General features: G+C 35.5%; 16 protein-coding genes and 2 pseudogenes. 14 read left to right on the forward strand and 4 right to left on the reverse strand.

The genetic code is table 11. The features are described from left to right. The first annotated feature begins 8 nt into the window (after positions 1–8). The 6 genes and pseudogenes from hutI to BPMYX0001_RS34110 form a co-directional block, all read left to right on the forward strand. Complete coding sequence (hutI, locus tag BPMYX0001_RS15125; protein WP_006095624.1) at positions 9–1,280, forward strand: imidazolonepropionase; 1,272 nt, start codon at positions 9–11, stop codon at positions 1,278–1,280. Next, positions 1,259–2,230, forward strand: a complete 972-nt coding sequence (gene hutG / locus BPMYX0001_RS15130; RefSeq protein WP_033799042.1) for a formimidoylglutamase — start codon at positions 1,259–1,261, stop codon at positions 2,228–2,230. Before hutI ends, hutG begins: the two co-directional genes overlap by 22 nt. Before the next feature lie 666 nt (positions 2,231–2,896). After that, positions 2,897–3,358: a CarD family transcriptional regulator gene (locus BPMYX0001_RS15135; RefSeq protein WP_170959242.1), complete on the forward strand. Its 462-nt coding sequence runs from the start codon at positions 2,897–2,899 to the stop codon at positions 3,356–3,358. Positions 3,359–4,040: 682 nt separating this feature from the next. After that, positions 4,041–5,168: an alkene reductase gene (locus BPMYX0001_RS15140; RefSeq protein ID WP_006095627.1), complete on the forward strand. Its 1,128-nt coding sequence runs from the start codon at positions 4,041–4,043 to the stop codon at positions 5,166–5,168. 90 nt (positions 5,169–5,258) lie between these two features. Then, complete coding sequence (locus BPMYX0001_RS15145; protein WP_006095628.1) at positions 5,259–6,833, forward strand: FMN-binding glutamate synthase family protein; 1,575 nt, start codon at positions 5,259–5,261, stop codon at positions 6,831–6,833. Positions 6,834–6,855: 22 nt separating this feature from the next. Further along, a pseudogene (locus tag BPMYX0001_RS34110) lies at positions 6,856–7,023 on the forward strand (sodium:proline symporter); the annotation flags it as partial. Positions 7,024–7,094: 71 nt separating this feature from the next. Here the strand turns inward: BPMYX0001_RS34110 and BPMYX0001_RS15150 are convergent. Next, a complete protein-coding gene (locus BPMYX0001_RS15150; RefSeq protein WP_018781475.1) occupies positions 7,095–8,636 on the reverse strand; it encodes a BA3702 family sensor histidine kinase in 1,542 nt (513 codons plus the stop codon). A 276-nt stretch (positions 8,637–8,912) separates the two neighbouring features. Between BPMYX0001_RS15150 and BPMYX0001_RS15155 the strand changes: the two genes are divergently transcribed. Next, positions 8,913–9,281, forward strand: coding sequence for a VOC family protein (locus tag BPMYX0001_RS15155; RefSeq protein WP_006095630.1), 369 nt, complete (start codon positions 8,913–8,915; stop codon positions 9,279–9,281). Between the two features lie 28 nt (positions 9,282–9,309). On the opposite strand, the gene BPMYX0001_RS15160 is transcribed toward BPMYX0001_RS15155, so the two are convergent. After that, entirely contained in the window at positions 9,310–10,119 is an 810-nt protein-coding gene (locus tag BPMYX0001_RS15160; RefSeq protein ID WP_018781476.1) for a YitT family protein, read from the reverse strand. A 149-nt stretch (positions 10,120–10,268) separates the two neighbouring features. Here BPMYX0001_RS15160 and BPMYX0001_RS15165 point away from each other — a divergent pair, with 149 nt between their 5' ends. From BPMYX0001_RS15165 to BPMYX0001_RS15175, 3 genes are read left to right on the forward strand one after another with little or no spacing between them, the layout of a single operon-like run. Next, positions 10,269–11,072 carry a protein phosphatase 2C domain-containing protein gene (locus BPMYX0001_RS15165; RefSeq protein WP_018781477.1) on the forward strand — a complete coding sequence of 268 codons (804 nt, stop codon included), beginning with the start codon at positions 10,269–10,271 and terminating at the stop codon, positions 11,070–11,072. Positions 11,073–11,085: 13 nt separating this feature from the next. Further along, positions 11,086–11,544 (forward strand): peptidoglycan recognition protein family protein, encoded by a 459-nt coding sequence (locus BPMYX0001_RS15170; RefSeq protein WP_006095633.1) that lies wholly within the window; start codon positions 11,086–11,088, stop codon positions 11,542–11,544. A gap of 15 nt (positions 11,545–11,559) precedes the next feature. After that, a complete protein-coding gene (locus BPMYX0001_RS15175) occupies positions 11,560–11,808 on the forward strand; it encodes a DUF2164 domain-containing protein (RefSeq protein WP_006095634.1) in 249 nt (82 codons plus the stop codon). Between the two features lie 23 nt (positions 11,809–11,831). On the opposite strand, the gene BPMYX0001_RS33670 is transcribed toward BPMYX0001_RS15175, so the two are convergent. Further along, entirely contained in the window at positions 11,832–11,999 is a 168-nt protein-coding gene (locus BPMYX0001_RS33670; RefSeq protein ID WP_029427144.1) for a CsbD family protein, read from the reverse strand. Positions 12,000–12,317: 318 nt separating this feature from the next. Between BPMYX0001_RS33670 and BPMYX0001_RS15185 the strand changes: the two genes are divergently transcribed. The 4 genes and pseudogenes from BPMYX0001_RS15185 (at position 12,318) to BPMYX0001_RS15195 (ending at position 15,417) form a co-directional block, all read left to right on the forward strand. Continuing rightward, complete coding sequence (locus BPMYX0001_RS15185; protein WP_003199126.1) at positions 12,318–12,521, forward strand: hypothetical protein; 204 nt, start codon at positions 12,318–12,320, stop codon at positions 12,519–12,521. Positions 12,522–12,882: 361 nt separating this feature from the next. Beyond that, complete coding sequence (locus BPMYX0001_RS15190; RefSeq protein WP_006095636.1) at positions 12,883–14,502, forward strand: long-chain fatty acid--CoA ligase; 1,620 nt, start codon at positions 12,883–12,885, stop codon at positions 14,500–14,502. 7 nt (positions 14,503–14,509) lie between these two features. Further along, positions 14,510–14,811, forward strand: a pseudogene (locus BPMYX0001_RS30970) (acetyl-CoA C-acyltransferase); the annotation flags it as partial. A 162-nt stretch (positions 14,812–14,973) separates the two neighbouring features. Then, on the forward strand, positions 14,974–15,417 hold the full coding sequence (locus BPMYX0001_RS15195) for an NUDIX hydrolase (protein WP_050774414.1): 444 nt from the start codon (positions 14,974–14,976) through the stop codon (positions 15,415–15,417). Positions 15,418–15,466: 49 nt separating this feature from the next. On the opposite strand, the gene BPMYX0001_RS15200 is transcribed toward BPMYX0001_RS15195, so the two are convergent. Next, complete coding sequence (locus BPMYX0001_RS15200; protein WP_078211738.1) at positions 15,467–16,687, reverse strand: alanyl-tRNA editing protein; 1,221 nt, start codon at positions 16,685–16,687, stop codon at positions 15,467–15,469. Positions 16,688–16,698: the final 11 nt, after the last annotated feature.

A 16,698-nucleotide genomic window follows, 5' to 3' on the forward strand; every position in this document is an offset into this window, starting at 1 on the left:
GAAGAAACATGCTGGACATTTTACTAACGAATATCGGTCAATTGCTAACAATGGATCAAGAAGATGGCTTGTTAAGACAGGAAGCGATGAACACGCTTCCTGTTATCGAAAATGGTGCAGTGGGTATTGAAAATGGTATTGTTACTTTCATTGGCACAGCGGAAGAAGCAAAAGGGTTGCAAGCAAAAGAAACCATCGATTGCGAAGGGAAAATGGTTTCTCCAGGGCTTGTTGATCCGCATACGCACCTTGTATTTGGTGGATCTCGTGAAAATGAAATTGCTCTTAAATTACAGGGAGTGCCGTATTTAGAAATTTTAGAGCAAGGCGGCGGTATTCTGTCAACTGTGAATGCAACAAAACAAGCGTCGAAAGAAGAGCTCGTACAAAAGGCGAAGTTTCATTTAGATCGCATGTTGTCATTTGGTGTTACGACAGTGGAAGCAAAGAGTGGCTATGGATTGGACGATGAAACAGAGTGGAAACAATTAGAAGCGACGGCACAATTGCAAAAAGAGCATCCAATTGATTTAGTTTCAACATTCTTAGGAGCACATGCAGTTCCAAAAGAGTATAAAGGAAAATCAAAAGAGTTTTTACAATGGATGTTAGAGTTATTACCAGAGATGAAAGAAAAACAATTAGCTGAGTTTGTTGATATTTTCTGTGAAACAGGGGTATTCTCTGTAGAAGAATCGAAAGACTTTTTATTAAAAGCAAAAGAACTTGGATTTGATGTGAAGATTCATGCAGATGAAATTGATCCACTTGGCGGTGCAGAAGCTGCCGCAGAAATTGGTGCGGCATCAGCGGACCATTTAGTTGGAGCATCAGATAAAGGGATTGAAATGCTAGCGAATTCCAATACAGTTGCAACGTTACTCCCAGGAACGACTTTCTACTTAAATAAAGAAAGCTTTGCACGTGGGCGTAAAATGATTGATGAAGGTGTAGCGGTTGCGTTAGCGACAGATTTTAATCCAGGTAGTTGCCCAACTGAAAATATTCAACTTATTATGAGCATTGCGATGTTGAAATTGAAAATGACACCAGAAGAAGTCTGGAATGCTGTAACAGTTAACTCAGCGTATGCGATCAATCGCGGCGATGTTGCTGGGAAAATTCGTGTTGGACGTAAGGCTGACCTAGTTTTATGGGATGCATATAATTATGCGTATGTACCATATCATTATGGTGTGAGTCATGTAAATACAGTATGGAAGAATGGTAATCTTGCATATACAAGAGGTGACAAAACGTGGAGCAAGGCCACTATTTAAAGAAAAATGCAAAGTTTATTGATCGTGAAGTAACGAAATGGAGTGATATGATTAAAGGCTGGGAAGAGGGAGAAGAAATCTTTGGTGCAGCATTAATTGGCGCACCGCTTTCTAAGCCGTCTATTAGTCATTCTGGTGCATGTTTTGCGCCGAAAACCATTCGCGCAATGCTAGATGCATATAGCACATATGCGATTACAGAAGAGCATGATATGAAAGAAAGTGTCTTGTATGATTGTGGTGATATTACCATGCATGTTACAGACATAAAAGAAAGTCATGCTCGTATTGCTAAAACGCTCGGCAGTTTGACGAAATTGAATCCACAAATGGTACCAATTATTCTTGGAGGAGATCATTCCATTAGTTTTCCTAGTATAAGTGGTTTTGCAAGTAGTAAAGGGAAAGTTGGCATTATTCAATTCGATGCACATCATGATTTGCGTAATTTAGAAGACGGAGGACCGTCTAATGGAACACCATTTCGTAGCTTACTAGAGAATGATGTGATTATAGGAAAACAGCTTGTTCAAATTGGTATTCGTAATTTTTCCAATGCTCGTACGTATCATGAGTATGCAAAAGAACATGGTGTCACAGTATATACAATGAAACATGTTCGCGAGGTAGCGATTAAAGATATCATTACAGAAAGCATTGAGAGTTTACGTAGACAAGGAGTTACAGCTATTTATGTTTCTGTCGATATGGACGTATTAGATCAAGCATTTGCCCCAGGTTGTCCAGCAATTGGCCCAGGTGGTATGGATAGTACGACTTTACTCGATGCGATTACGACACTTGGTCAAGAACCACTTGTTCAGGGTATGGACATTGTAGAAATTGACCCAACACTTGATTTTAGGGATATGACGAGTCGTGTAGCTGCACAAGTTATTATGAGTTTCCTATTAGCAAGGGAAGCGGTTAGTAAGCAGGTTAGTATATAGGAAAAAAAGTCTTTCCTAATCTGTAATAGTAAAGATAAGTGATAGCATATGAAGGTTTTTAAAGCTAATATCTTGTCTATCCTGTTGCACATTATATTGAAAATGGTACATCACTCTTATATGTAGTGGTGTACTTTTTGTTTTATAAGATTTCTAAATGACCTCATTTCCTATAATAGTAACACAAACTAGTTAAGTATTTATAAGAACTCTTGCAAGGATGGGAATAAAAGTATGTCAAAAAATAGAAGTACCACACAAGAAAAGATACAAGAGTAAACTGGTTTTGTATAAGGAAAAACGAATCTACGTTTTAACCGAGATTTCAGAATGCAAGTAGACAAAGAACAATGATCACCATATACATCCCCTGATTAATATAATGCATTATTTAGGTGGTGAATTAGAGTTTTGAACCCGAAATGCATAGAGGTTTCTGATAAAGGAATTGTAGAATAAAAAGGATAGTGTTTTTCGCAAATTGAACTTTGTTTTGCTAGTAATGGGAAGTTGTTTTTATTGAATTATTATTATTATTTCTCAATCTTATTTTTCAAGAGGAAATAAGTTGACGCGAAAAATAATTTTGTGATATTATAAAAATTTTGCTAAAAAAATAAATGTATGTTAAGCTTGAGAAGGTTACCATATATGGAGGTGGATTATTTGTTTCAAATTGGCGATAACATTGTTTATCCAATGCAAGGAGCAGGTATAATTAAAGCCATAGAAGAAAAGGAAATCTCAGGAGAAAAACAACAGTATTATGTCATAAAAATGTCGGCCAGTAATATGGAAGTAATGATTCCTACGGGAAAAATATTGAGTTCAAATATACGACCAGTTACGGATATAACGGCATTAACACGCATCATAGATATTTTTCAGCATGGAGAATCAGATAGATTACTTACGTGGAAACAAAGGTATAAAGTGAACACAGATAAAATAAAAACGGGTAAAATACAAGAAGGTGCTGAAGTTGTACGTGATTTAATGCGTATGCAGAAAGAAAAAGCACTTAATGCAAGCGAAAAGAAAATGTTAGATAACGCACATGAATTTTTGATTAGTGAACTGGGATTGATTAAAGGTATCACAGAAAATCAAATGAAAAGCTTTTGTTAAGGTTCATTATAGATAATGTATTACATCCCAAAAAAAGATTTTGAATTTTTTGGGAATATAATTATAAAGAATCAATCATTTCAAAGACATTCAACTCTTTCAAACCACTTTTAGAGCATTAACCTCTTTTGTTATTTCTACAATCTAATCCATTTTTATTTTTTAATTTCTTTTACGAATGTTCGAAATTTTATTAAATGACTCGATAAAATAGTTACTTGATTTTTGTAATCCTGATTCACACTGGCACGGACAAGGAGCCGTAAGGATGAAAGAGAGGTAGGGCTTTCATTGTTTTAGGTATATATAAGTTATTATTTCTAGAAGAATAATTAATCAATCTCACTTCTATCGTTAAGAATTTTTCACATCTGAGGAGATAGTAATTATTTATCTTCTTTGCGTAAAAAAGATAAATAAATTGCTAGCGTCATATGGTCAACTATAAAAATGGTTTCCTAATTAGGAAACCATTTTTAATTTTATCTACATAACAATAATCAATTGAGAAGTAAAAAAGGAGTACAGCTATGGAGAAATGGGTATTATCGATGTTTAATATACGGATATTCTACAATAAGGGCGTGTAAATTGACGTTGTTATATAGGAGGAATTATGATGCGTGTATAGTTAGTTTTTTAATGATTTATTGAAATAATATTGAATTAAGGGGGAAACAGGATGGCAAGTTCAAATAGTAAAGCAGCAAGTATATATGAAGGCACGAATATAAACAATTGGGGATCTTTTCAAAATATTGAAGAGACAAAGCTGTTTGATCCAATTCAAATGGGTGCTTGGTCTCTTCGGAATCGCGTGGCAATGGCACCGATGACGCGTTGTTTTGCTAATGATGAAACAGGAGTAGTTGGAGCTGACGTAGTCCAGTATTACCGTAAACGTGCGGCAGATGGTGTTGGTCTAATTATTACGGAAGGAATTATAATTAGCCCAAGAGCGAAGGGGAATCCAGGTGTCCCAGGTATTTATACCGGGGAGCAAATTGATTCTTGGAAGTTAGTAACAGATGCAGTACATAAAGAAGGTGGAACAATTATTGCGCAAATATGGCATGTAGGACGTATGAGCCATCATGAACTAACAGGTGGATTCTTACCACAAGCACCTTCTGCGATTGCTGCTCAAGGAAATGTCCCACGTTTTCGGAAGCCTTTTGATAAGCCAGAAGCGATGACGATAGAAGAAATTCAAGAGACTATCGAACAGTATGCGCAAGCTGCTAGGAATGCGATAGAAGCAGGCTTCGATGGGGTAGAAATTCATGGGGCACATGGGTATTTAATTGATCAATTCGCTTATGAAATTGCGAATCATCGAAAGGATCAATATGGCGGAGACTTAGAACAAAGGTTAACGTTTATGAAAGAAGTATTACAAGCTGTTATAAGCGCAGTTGGTGCAGATAAAACACTTATTCGTTTTTCTGCATTTAAAGGTGATAATCCAAGCTATATGTGGGAAGATCCTGAAGAGGCAATTCAAACTTTCGTAGAGATGTTCCATGAAGTAGGACTAACGATGATCCACCCTTCCACAATGAATTATATGCAAGTTATAGCTGACGGAAAAAACTTACATCAATTAGTTCGTAAATATTGGAATGGTATAATTGTAGGAGTGGGGAATTTAAATCCAAAAGAGGCAGAAGAAGCACTACAAGAAGGAACAATTGATGTAGCAGCATTTGGTAGACCATTGATTTCTAATCCGGATTTTGTTCATCGTGTTAAACGCGGGGAAAGTTTAGAGGAATACGATGCAAAACAGCATCTTGCTACATTGATATGAATAATAATAAAAGAAGAGCACATAAGGTGTTCTTCTTTTATTATGTAAGCAAAAAATATAAGAGAATGGCATGATAGGGGGGAAGCGAAAATGAATGAAACGCTACTCGTTATTATTAGTATATTATTATTGTTAATCTTGCTGTTCATTATCTTTTTTATGGCTACATTTTTTATTAAGAAACGAACACATCATTCTATATTGAAACTCCATCCGTATCTAGGAAGGATGCGTTTTTTACTGGAGAAGATAGGGCCTGAATTTCGGCAATATTGGTTTGATAATGATACAGATGGAAAACCTTTTTCACGTTATGATTTTCAAAGTGTAATGTTTTTAGCAAAATATCGATCTGAAGTTCTAGGTTTTGGCTCGAAACGGGATTTTGATGCATCTGGATATTATATTGCAAACACTCTATTTCCAGTTCTTACAGAAGAACTCAATGTGGACCTTTCTGAAGAGCGTGCTGCAAAAAAATATGTAATTCATAAAGAAGGTGTGTTTTCTAGAAAAGAAAAATTAACTGCAGATGAAACAAATCTTTGGCTATATGAAGAAGATGATGCAATTGTAGTTGGAGAGAATCGTAAGTTTCCATGGAAAATATATGGAATGTTTGGGGCATCTGCTACTTCTTATGGTGCAATTGGTGAAAATTATATTTTATCTACAGGATATGGATCAAAAATGGCAGGGGGGTCATGGATTAATACAGGTGAGGGTGGTGTAATTCCAGAGCATATACAAACAGGTGCAAATATTATTGCTCAAATCGGTCCAGGTTTATTTGGATACCGTGATGAAGAGGGGAATTTTTCAATGGATGAGTTCGTAGTTAAAGCTAAAGAGCCGAATATTAAAGCATTCGAACTGAAATTTGGGCAAGGTGCAAAAATACGCGGTGGACATTTAGAGGGACAAAAAGTGAATCGGAAAATAGCTGCTGTTCGAAAAGTAAAAGAAGGGGAAACGATAAATTCGCCAAATCGTTTTGCGTTTTTACATTATGCTAAAGACGCCTTACGTTTTATTCATGATTTGCAAGAAAAAGGTGATAAACCAGTTGGAATGAAAATAGTTATCGGGCAACAAAAACCGCTAGAAGAGTTATTACAAACGATGAAGGAATTAAATATTTATCCAGATTTTATTACAATTGATGGCTCGGAAGGAGGTTCTGGTGCCACTTATAAATCGATGGCAGATAGTATGGGGATACCACTTATACCAGCACTCATTACGTTTGTTGATACAGCCTGTCGTTTTAATGTTCGAGATAAGTTGAAAGTTTTTGCATCGGGAAAATTAGTAACACCCGATAAAGTAGCAATAGCCTTAGCAATTGGTGCCGATGCAGTAAATTCTGCGCGCGGATTTATGATGGCAAGTGGATGTATTATGGCACTTCAGTGTCATTCCGGACAATGTCCTTCGGGGGTTGCGACAACGAATCCACATTATCAAAAGGCATTAGACCACAATGAAAAAAAGTGGCGCGTGATGAATTATATTGTGAGCATGAGATATAGTTTGTTTGCGTTATCAGCAGCGGCAGGGGTGAAAAGTCCACGGCATTTAACAAGGGATCACATTGTATTTAAAGATGAAACAGGTAGAGTTATTCCGTTATCGAAATTATTTCCAGTAGTAGGTGAAAAGTGAGAGAAATAGCGCGAAACATTAGATCGTTGGTGTTGTGGCAGTTATTGCTTGGGTATAAATTCCAAGTCTAAAAGAAATGATGTATGAAATGGTACCAGGATTTTCGTCAAGTTTACTAGCTATGATAATAGTCAGCTTGCTAACAAATGAATTTGAAAAAGTTGTACATCACGAATTTGATGAGATGTAAACAATACTGGAGCAAGCGACAGAATAAAATATTAGTAAATTACTATAAAAAGAGTAAATAGAAAGATCTATTTACTCTTTTTCCATTTCGTTATTATTTGGTAGCGGTGAGATGGGTAATCGAATATCTACAGTTGTTCCTTTATTTAACTCACTTGAGATTTGAAGTTTACCGTAATGTTCTTCGATTATTTTGTAGCACATCATTAAGCCTAATCCAGTTCCTTTTTCTTTCAAACTATAAAAAGGTTCTCCTAAACGAGAAATACGATCTTCTGGAATGCCACACCCCTCATCTATAATACGGATTAAAATGAAATTCTCATCTACTTGCTTTGTTTGGATGAAAATATTTCCTCCGCGAGGCATGGCTTCAATCGCATTTTTAAGTACATTAATAAAGACTTGCTTTAGTTGATTACCATCACATTGAATTTCTGGCATAGTCGAAAGATGATCCATAATAATATGTGTACTATGCATGATGGCGGTAGGTAAAATAAAGGTTACTACTTCTTCAATTAATGATTGGATTTGGTGAGAATGAATAGATAACACTTGTGGCTTAGACATTGCCATAAATTGACTTGTAATGGATTCCATTTGTGAAATTTCGCTTAGCATAACATCTATATACCATTTGTTTTGTTCGCTAATATCGGGTTGCAATAATGTTAAGAATCCCTTTAAGGCCGTTAACGGGTTGCGGATTTCATGAGCGATTCCTGCTGTTAGTTGTCCGACTACTGCTAATTTTTCAGATTTTCGTAGTAATTTTTCTGTTTTCTTTAATTCAGTAACATCCCTGCCCATAACAATAAGGCCTTTTCGTGAGCCATCAGGATGGAAGAGTGGAACTTTTGAAAGATCCAAGATAAGGTTGGACGTACTTTTATGAATAATAAATTCTTCGCCATGAATAATTTTTTTTTGTTGCCATGCGAGTTCATCAATTTGTTCACAATGTAAAAATGCTTCGCGGTACGCTTCATTATATTGAACGAGTTCACTATCTTTTTTTCCGTGATAAGGAACATCATGAAAATCAAAGCAAGAAAGTGCGTAATCATTTGCTTCAAGCCAGCGCCCTTCATGATCTTTAAAGATGACAAAGGCAGGCATTGAGTCCATCAATGTGCGCAATCGTTTTTCGCTCTCTTTTAACATTTTTTCGATTCTTTCAGATTTCTCGAGTGGCTTCATAATTGCATATACACCTGAGAGATGCTTTTGAATAAAAATAGGGACTAATTTTGTAACTACATCTATTTGATATCCATCTTTATGGTGGATAGAAAGTATGTATTCCTCTTGATTATCAGCTGTAGTATTTTTTATAAATTGCAGTACTTGATCAGAAATATGTGCTTCTATAATAGAAGTAATTGTTTTTCTTTCTAATTCCTCTGAAGTATATCCCAATATTTTTTCCGCAGAGGGATTAATATGTAATATGATTCCTTGTAAGTTCAATGAAATAATACCATCAGGATTATGTTCAAAAAGAGATGCGTACATTTCTGTTAAAGTACAATTTTGAATATGATTTCGCAAACGGCGGGGTATAGCCGAATGACGATTTTTTTGAATAGATGAGAACTTTTTCCGACTCATAATTTTTCCTCCGTGCACTAGCATCTAAAACAGATTCAATACCTATTATAAATATAATATATGAAAAACATTATATATTTCTATAAAAAACAAATTTACAGAATAATGTGCATTTTAATTCTTTTCGATTAAGTTGTTATTAAAACACCTTCTTCATTATAGAACAAATGATATGCCTGTGGCTGTTAAGTAAATCTTATGGAGTTTTATAAAGTTTATATAAGTTATTTTTAAAGCAGTATACTATAAAATGAAAATATAAAGGAGGAGAGAGATATGGCAGGTTATATTCAAGGGATTGACCATGTACAAGTAGCAGCACCTGTAGGGTGTGAAGAAGAGGCAAGAGACTTTTATGGATATAAAATAGGTTTAGAAGAAATTCCGAAACCAGAAGAATTAAGAAAACGTGGCGGTTGTTGGTTTCGTTGTGGAAATCAAGAAATTCATATAGGAGTTGAACAAACTTTTTCTCCGGCTAAAAAAGCGCATCCAGCTTTTTATGTTCAGGGGATCGATGAATTTAAGGGAAAACTAATCGGGCAAGGGATTCAAGTCATAGATGATTATGCTCGTCCAGATATAATTAGATTTTATGTTTCAGATCCATTTGGGAATAGACTAGAATTTATGGAGAATAAATAAAAAACTAGGTGGAACTTCACCTAGTTTTTTAACCTCTCCTAAATAACCCTAATACTTCAACAGTCTCCGTAATATTAACGAATGCTTGTGGATCAATTTCAGAAATGGCTAGTTTCATATCAGCAAGCTCTTCACGTGAAACAACAGTCATAAGTACACGTTTTTTCTCACTTGAATACGCACCTTCACCATCAAGAAGTGTAATTCCTCGCACAACAGTTGAAAGGAGTTTCTTTTTCATTTCTTCAGCTTGATTTGTTACAATCATAAGTGTAACTTTACGATGTTTCGTATGAATAGCATCAATTACTTTACCTGTTACATAGATTGAAAGTAAACTCGTTAATGCTACATCCCAATCAAAGAAAAATCCAGCAATGACAACAACGACTGTATTTAAAATAATGAGGAGTCCACCAAGTTTAATATCTTTTTTGCGAGATAGTAGCATACCGATAATATCAAATCCACCTGTGGAACCATGACAATTAAAGACAAGGCCAATTCCTGCCCCTGCAATTACGCCGCCAAATATGGAAGAAAGAAGGGGATCTTTTGCGACGATTTGTACTGGAATCCAGTATAATGCTGCAGATAATACTACAACAGAGACAACTGTATTAAAAATTACTTTTTTTCCAAGACCTATGTACCCTAAAATAAGAATAGGTAAGTTTAATGCAAAGTTAATAATTCCTGTGTTTACAGGGGTTACAATTCCTAAGATAATAGCAATTCCACCAATTCCACTACTCAAAATCTTGTGGGGGATAAGGAAAAGATTAAAGGCAACTGCAATAATGATAGAACCAATGATAACTCCAAGAAATCTGACCATCTTTTTCCCGTCCTTCACTAAAAAATCATATTATTTCAAGATTATATATGAAATTGAAAGTATTAGGGGAAAACAGTTTATTTCGGGAAGTTAGACTGATTCGAAAAATCAAATTATTTTTACATATTTCATTAAAGGGGTGTAAAAATATGAAAATTCAAATGTATCAACAGAAAAGTCCTTTGAAGCAGGAGTGTGAGGATTCGTTTTTTTGTAATGAAGGATTGAAAATCTATGGTGTATGCGATGGTGCAACGCCACTTGTCCCGTTTCAAGATGAAGAGGGGCATAATGGAGCATATCTAGCTTCAAACGTGTTTGCAAGTCATTTTACATCGCTAAAAGAAGTGACAAGTTTGCAAAAAGCAATTGCAAGCGCAAACGAAGTGTTACAAGAAAAAATGATAGATTATGAGATTGATATAACAAAGAAAGATCATGTATGGTGTACATGTATTGCTGTAGTTCGTATAAAGGATAGAAGCATTCAATATGCTCAACTTGGTGACTGTATGATTGTTGTTACATTGCGTGATGAAACCATAAAGGTGTTAACAAAAGATACAGTGAAAGGAATTAGTGCACGAGCGAAAAGAAAGCGTGAAGAAGATAGGAAAAAGGGACTTCTTGTACCGGAAGAATATATATTTAATGACATTAGGCAGCAACTAAAATATAATCGTTATCTTGCCAATATGCCAAATGGGTATTCAGTAGCAAATGGGATGTCGGAAGCAATTACTTGGATCCAACAAGGAGAATTTCCACTTTCTGAAATGAAAGGAATATTTATTTGTTCGGATGGATTATTTCACCCAGACTGGTCACTTGAGCAAACAGTACAATATGTAAGCATGCATGGTATAAAAGAATATGTTTCTATAATAGAAGAATTAGAAGAACAAAAACGGATTCGACCAGATGATAAAACGATAATCATGATTGAGTTGTAAAGGAGGATCCTGAATGGAATTTAAGCAAGCAAAACTGACGTTTCAAGATGAATTGCAGCCTTTACAAAACGTAACAAAACTCATCATTCATCACACTGCTGAAGATGGATGGGATGTGTATAAAACACATGAATTCCATCAAAAGGTACGAGGATGGAGTGGCATCGGATATAATTATTTTATTGAAGAAGATGGGACGGTGTTTGAAGGTAGAGGATTATACATTGGAGCCCATGCAAAAGGATATAATAGCAAAACGATAGGGATTTGTATGACAGGTAATTTTGATAAATATGATCCGACTTTAGCGCAAATCGATTCTTTACATTCACTATGTAAGTGGTTTATGAAGAAGTTTTCTATATGTGAAGAACATATACTTGGTCATCGGGAATTAGAAGGTGTCACAAAAACTTGCCCAGGAACACGTTTTTCTATGGTAGAGTTAAGGAAAACATTATCTCAAATATAGAGGAGAAGAGGATTCATGATGAATGTAAAAATACCAAATGAAAAGAAAGATGAGCTTGTAGAACAAATTCAGAGGTTTTTTGAAGAGGAAGACTTAGATACAATCGGACGTTTTCAAGCAGAGCGTTTAATAGAAGAAATGATAAAATTACTTGGACCATATGCATATAACCAAGCGATTGGAGATGCGAGAAAGTTAATTACAGATAAGTTGTCGAACATAGAAGAGGATTTATACGTGCTAGAAAAACAGGATGGTAAATAAAACGGGCCTTAAATAGGCTCGTTTTATTTATGTTCATGTACTTTCTCTGTTACATTACCCACAGTATGCTTCACGGTGCCTTTTATCTTATCCCATTTACCTGTAGCTTGTAATTCCTTATTGTCAGTTACTTTCCCAACAACTTCTTTTACTTCACCTTTTACTGTATTAAAGGAAGGCCCGGAAATAATTTTTGATGAAAATGCAGTCGCATTTTCAAATTGCTTGATATCTACTTGCATTGGATTTTTTTCCATTGTTTGCAAAGCTAATAATCTAGCGGATAACATGTTGATTTCTGCTTGTTCGATTACTTTTGCTGAATGAAGTGTAATAGTAGAGTTCAATATTTTACCTCCAAAAAATAATGTAATATGTATTTACAATGTATGAATACGACCCTAAGGTTATTTTTCCTTTTAAAATTTAGGAGAAGTAGGATTTTTTATGGAAGGAAATTGGAAGATTGCTGTCGAAGGGAGTAGAAACAGAACGAAGGTGGTGCTCTCATGCGAAAGAAAGAGATACATACATGCTCTTATTGTGGCTCTAGCAATATTGGGGAAGGTGAGTTTGTTGGATATGCGCAAATAAGAAAAAAAGAAACGATGTTTACGTCTTCTCCAGTAGATGCTTATATTTGTACGGATTGTGGAAGTATACTTTTGTTGAAAGTGCGAAATTATCAAAAGTTCAAGCAGAAACCAATATAAATAGAAGAAAAGCATTCATATCCAATGCCTTATACAAATCGATTAATATTATGTCTGATACATATACGAGATATTCTTGATATATTCGAATATAATTCAAAAAAATAATTAAAAATGATGTATTTGTAAAAAGAACATGTCGTGATATGAAGAGGTATGCGATTTTGTGTGATACATATGTTCAAAAAGACAGAGAGTGGTTTATAAAGGAGTCACTCTCTGTTTTCTATGAGAGGTGTGTGCTAGAAGAAATATTTCTTCGGAAATAATTCTGAAAATACAGAAAAATAAAACTTATAAGTGCGAAAGTTTGGTATAATGTCTAAAAATGAAAACGCTTTAATAGGAGGTTGGGAGAAATATGATGATGAATGTACCATTAACAATTAGTTCAATGATAGAAAGGGCAGAAAAGTTGTTTCCAAAAAAAGAAATTGTTTCGCGTACACATGATACTATAACAACTTTAACATACAAGCAATTAGGAGAAAGAACAAGGAGACTCTCTAGTGCGTTACAGAAATTAGGGATAAAAGAGGGAGAACGAGTTGGGACTTTAGCGTGGAATCATCATCGTCATGTGGAAGCGTATTTTGCTATTCCGAGTATTGGATCTGTCTTGCACACTATTAATATTCGTTTATCTGCACAGCATATTTCCTATATTATTGGACATGCGGAAGATCGCATTTTACTCGTTGATGAAGATCTCGTACCCCTCGTTGAAAAAATTCAAAGTAAATTATTGACTGTACAAGCATACATCATTATGACCGACAAAAAAGAACTTCCAGAAACTTCACTAGAGCCGGTCTATCACTACGAACAGCTTCTTACAGAAGGGGATCCTGATTTCCAATTCTTAAAAGATATTGATGAAAACACACCGGCAGGTATGTGTTATACGTCAGCGACAACAGGTAACCCAAAAGGTGTTGTATATACACATCGTAGTACGGTACTTCATTGTATGACTCTAGGATTAGCAGATACAGCTGCATTATCTGAAAGTGATGCAGCAATGGCAATTGTTCCAATGTTTCATGTGAATGCTTGGGGATTACCTTTTGCAGCAACGTGGTTTGGATCAAAACAAGTTTTACCTGGTCCGATGTTTACACCGAAAATATTACTTGAAATGATCCAGGATGAAAAAGTGACGTTGGCTGCTGGTGTACCAACGATTTGGCTTGGTGTTTTACAAGAATTAGAAAATAATAACTATGATTTATCAAGTATGAAGCGGATTTTATGTGGGGGTGCTGCTGCACCTAAAAGTGTGATAGCTGCATTCGAACAAAAACATAGTGTTCCTTTTGTGCATGCATACGGTATGACGGAAACAAGTCCACTTGTGACACTTGCACGGTTAAAAAGCTATGAAACAGATTTATCCTATGAAGAGCAACTGGAAATTCGATCAAAGCAAGGATATCTTGTACCAGGCGTTGAAATGAAAGTAGTGGGAGTAAATGGGGAAGTGAAATGGGACGGAGCTGAAATGGGAGAATTATGTTTACGAGCACCATGGATAGCTGCAAGTTACTATAATGACGAACGCACTATAGAAGGTTTCCGTGATGGTTGGTTATATACAGGGGATGTTATTACAGTTGATGAGGAGGGCTGCGTTAAAATTGTTGATCGCGCAAAAGATGTTATTAAAAGTGGGGGTGAGTGGATTTCATCTGTAGATTTAGAAAATGCTTTAATGGCACATGAGGCTGTATTTGAAGCTGCAGTTGTCGCAGTACCTCATCCTCAGTGGCAGGAGAGACCTGTTGCATGTGTTGTGCAAAAACAAAATAGTTCTGTAACGAAAGAAGAATTATATGAATTTTTACGACCGCAGTTTGCGAAGTGGTGGTTGCCGGATGATATCGTTTTTATGGAGGAGATCCCTAAAACATCAGTTGGTAAATTTTTGAAACAAGAGTTACGAAAAGAATTAGAGCATTTGCATAAAGATATCGAAAAGTAATTAAGAAAAGGCTCATAAACCTGGGAACAAACCAATTCTTCGGTTTGTTCATAGTGCTGTTATTGGTGTAAATCAGCATTTACCAGGGGGTGGACCTATATTTGCTGTGCAAAAGTTATTGCAAGATCAGAACTTATCAATAGACGATGTTGATTATATTGAAATGAATGAGGCCTTGCTGCCAGGATCGTGGCCTGTGCGCAAGAATTACAAATTTCCTATGAAAAGTTAAATGTAAACGGTGGAGTAATTGCACTCGGTCATCCTTACGGTGCATCAGGAGCTATGCTTGTGACTCGTTTATTCCATTAGTATGTTTCTTGTTAAAGGCGGACGCATAGAAATCGCTTCTTTCTTCCATAATTTTCTTTAATTATAAAACGTACGTTCCTTTTGTGGAAGGGGTTTAGCTAATAATCTAGAATTATATAGCTTGGAAGTCATATGTATAGAATGAAAAGAGGAGACTATATGAATCATTTATTACAAGTTCGAGTAACTGGAATTTTGATTGAGAAAGAAAACCTTTTAATTGTAAAACAAAAAGTTTCTGATCGAAATTGGTCTTTACCAGGCGGAAGAGTAGAGGGTGGAGAAATGTTAGAAGAAGCTATGATTCGAGAAATGAGAGAAGAGACGGGATTGGAAACTAGAATTAAGAAATTACTATATATTTGTGATAAACCGGATGTTACGCCATCACTAGTACATATTACGTTTTTACTTGAAAGGGTGTCGGGAGAAATAAAGCTACCGTCTAATGAATTCGATCATAATCCAATCCATGATGTGAAGATGGTACCACTAACAGAATTACGAAATTATCATTTTTCTGAGGCATTTATTGAACTTATTGAAAAAGGATTTCCTAATGCAGGAACTTATCAAGGATTGAAACAAAATATTGGCTTGTAAGTAGATAAAAATCTAAAGGATAGCATCAGGCTATCCTTTAGATTGTACTTTAAAATGTTTCTTGTGATAAATGAATAAGATGAGCTAGAAATTCTTCACCTGTAATAATTGCTTTTCCTCCGCCGCGAGCGCTTTTTTGATTACCGCCTCCTTTTCCTTCAATAGTAGGAAGAGCATTTTTCAAAATTGTATTCATGTTTGCTGTTACCGCTTTCCCGCATGCAAGAACGCATTGTAATTTTTCTTCATTTTCGGTAACTAGGTATGTAATAGAGTTTTCATTTTGTTCGGTAATGATAGCTGATAATTTCGTGATTTCCTGCATGGAACGATGTGTAAAGACTTTAGAAATGAGTGTTCCAGCATGTATGTCTATGGATTGTTGCAACAATTTATTTGCTTCTACGAAAAGTAGTTTTTCGTTCATAGTTTGTAGTGCTTTTTCGTTTTCTTCTTGAGAAGTAAGAAGCTGGGTTACTTTATTTGGAATATCATTTTCACTACTATTTAACTGTTTGGAAACGTCTTTAATAATTTGTTGATGACGCTTCATTAACTTGAGTACACGCCATCCTGCAACCAATGTTAAACGGATACCACCTTTATTCCGCTCCCACCCTATTATATGAATTGGCCCCACTTCACCTGTATATTTTGGATGTGTGCCACCACAACCGTTGTAATCGTAGTTTTCAATGATTACAACGCGAATATTTTCTGTAATTGTTGGTTCTTTTCGGAGAGGTAACTGTTTTGCTTCCTCTAAGTTCATCCATTTAATATGGATAGGATGATTTTCAAAGACAATCTGATTTGCAATTTGGAGTGCGCTAGTAGCTGTTTCTATCGAAAGTTCAGGTGTATCTAAATCAATTGTTATCGTTTCTTTTCCAAGATGAAAACCAATTGTGGGAATGTCAAAATGATCCCAAAATGCAGCGGATAGAATATGCTGAGCTGTATGTTGTTGCATATGATCAAAACGACGCTGCCAATTAATTTTACCCGTTACCTCTTTTGTATGTAATTCACTTGATATAAAATGACGGATTTCGCCCTCAACTTCCTCAACATTGACGACGGAAGCTTCATTTAATGTTCCTGTATCATGTGGTTGCCCACCGCCAGTTGGGTAAAATGCTGTTTCTGTCAAAGTAACATATAATTTTTCTTCGCTATCATAGGCCTGTTTAATAATTTGTGCTGTAAATGTTTGCTGATAGGCATCGATGTAATATAATTTTTGGTTCACTTTCGTACTCCTTTCTATCTCACTAGTTT

The sequence above is a fragment of the Bacillus pseudomycoides DSM 12442 genome, assembly GCF_000161455.1.
Classification (GTDB): Bacteria; Bacillota; Bacilli; order Bacillales; family Bacillaceae_G; genus Bacillus_A; species Bacillus_A pseudomycoides.

Bases quoted from the DNA above. Each gene is read 5' to 3' on its own strand.
- BPMYX0001_RS15165 (WP_018781477.1), top strand. From the start codon at position 10,269: ATGAAAATTCAAATGTATCAACAGAAAAGTCCTTTGAAGCAGGAGTGT.
- BPMYX0001_RS15170 (WP_006095633.1), top strand. From the start codon at position 11,086: ATGGAATTTAAGCAAGCAAAACTGACGTTTCAAGATGAATTGCAGCCT.
- hutI (WP_006095624.1), top strand. From the start codon at position 9: ATGCTGGACATTTTACTAACGAATATCGGTCAATTGCTAACAATGGAT.
- BPMYX0001_RS15175 (WP_006095634.1), top strand. From the start codon at position 11,560: ATGATGAATGTAAAAATACCAAATGAAAAGAAAGATGAGCTTGTAGAA.
- BPMYX0001_RS15190 (WP_006095636.1), top strand. From the start codon at position 12,883: ATGATGATGAATGTACCATTAACAATTAGTTCAATGATAGAAAGGGCA.
- BPMYX0001_RS15195 (WP_050774414.1), top strand. From the start codon at position 14,974: ATGAATCATTTATTACAAGTTCGAGTAACTGGAATTTTGATTGAGAAA.
- BPMYX0001_RS15185 (WP_003199126.1), top strand. From the start codon at position 12,318: ATGCGAAAGAAAGAGATACATACATGCTCTTATTGTGGCTCTAGCAAT.
- BPMYX0001_RS15145 (WP_006095628.1), top strand. From the start codon at position 5,259: ATGAATGAAACGCTACTCGTTATTATTAGTATATTATTATTGTTAATC.
- BPMYX0001_RS15140 (WP_006095627.1), top strand. From the start codon at position 4,041: ATGGCAAGTTCAAATAGTAAAGCAGCAAGTATATATGAAGGCACGAAT.
- BPMYX0001_RS15155 (WP_006095630.1), top strand. From the start codon at position 8,913: ATGGCAGGTTATATTCAAGGGATTGACCATGTACAAGTAGCAGCACCT.
- BPMYX0001_RS15150 (WP_018781475.1), bottom strand. From the start codon at position 8,636: ATGAGTCGGAAAAAGTTCTCATCTATTCAAAAAAATCGTCATTCGGCT.
- BPMYX0001_RS15160 (WP_018781476.1), bottom strand. From the start codon at position 10,119: ATGGTCAGATTTCTTGGAGTTATCATTGGTTCTATCATTATTGCAGTT.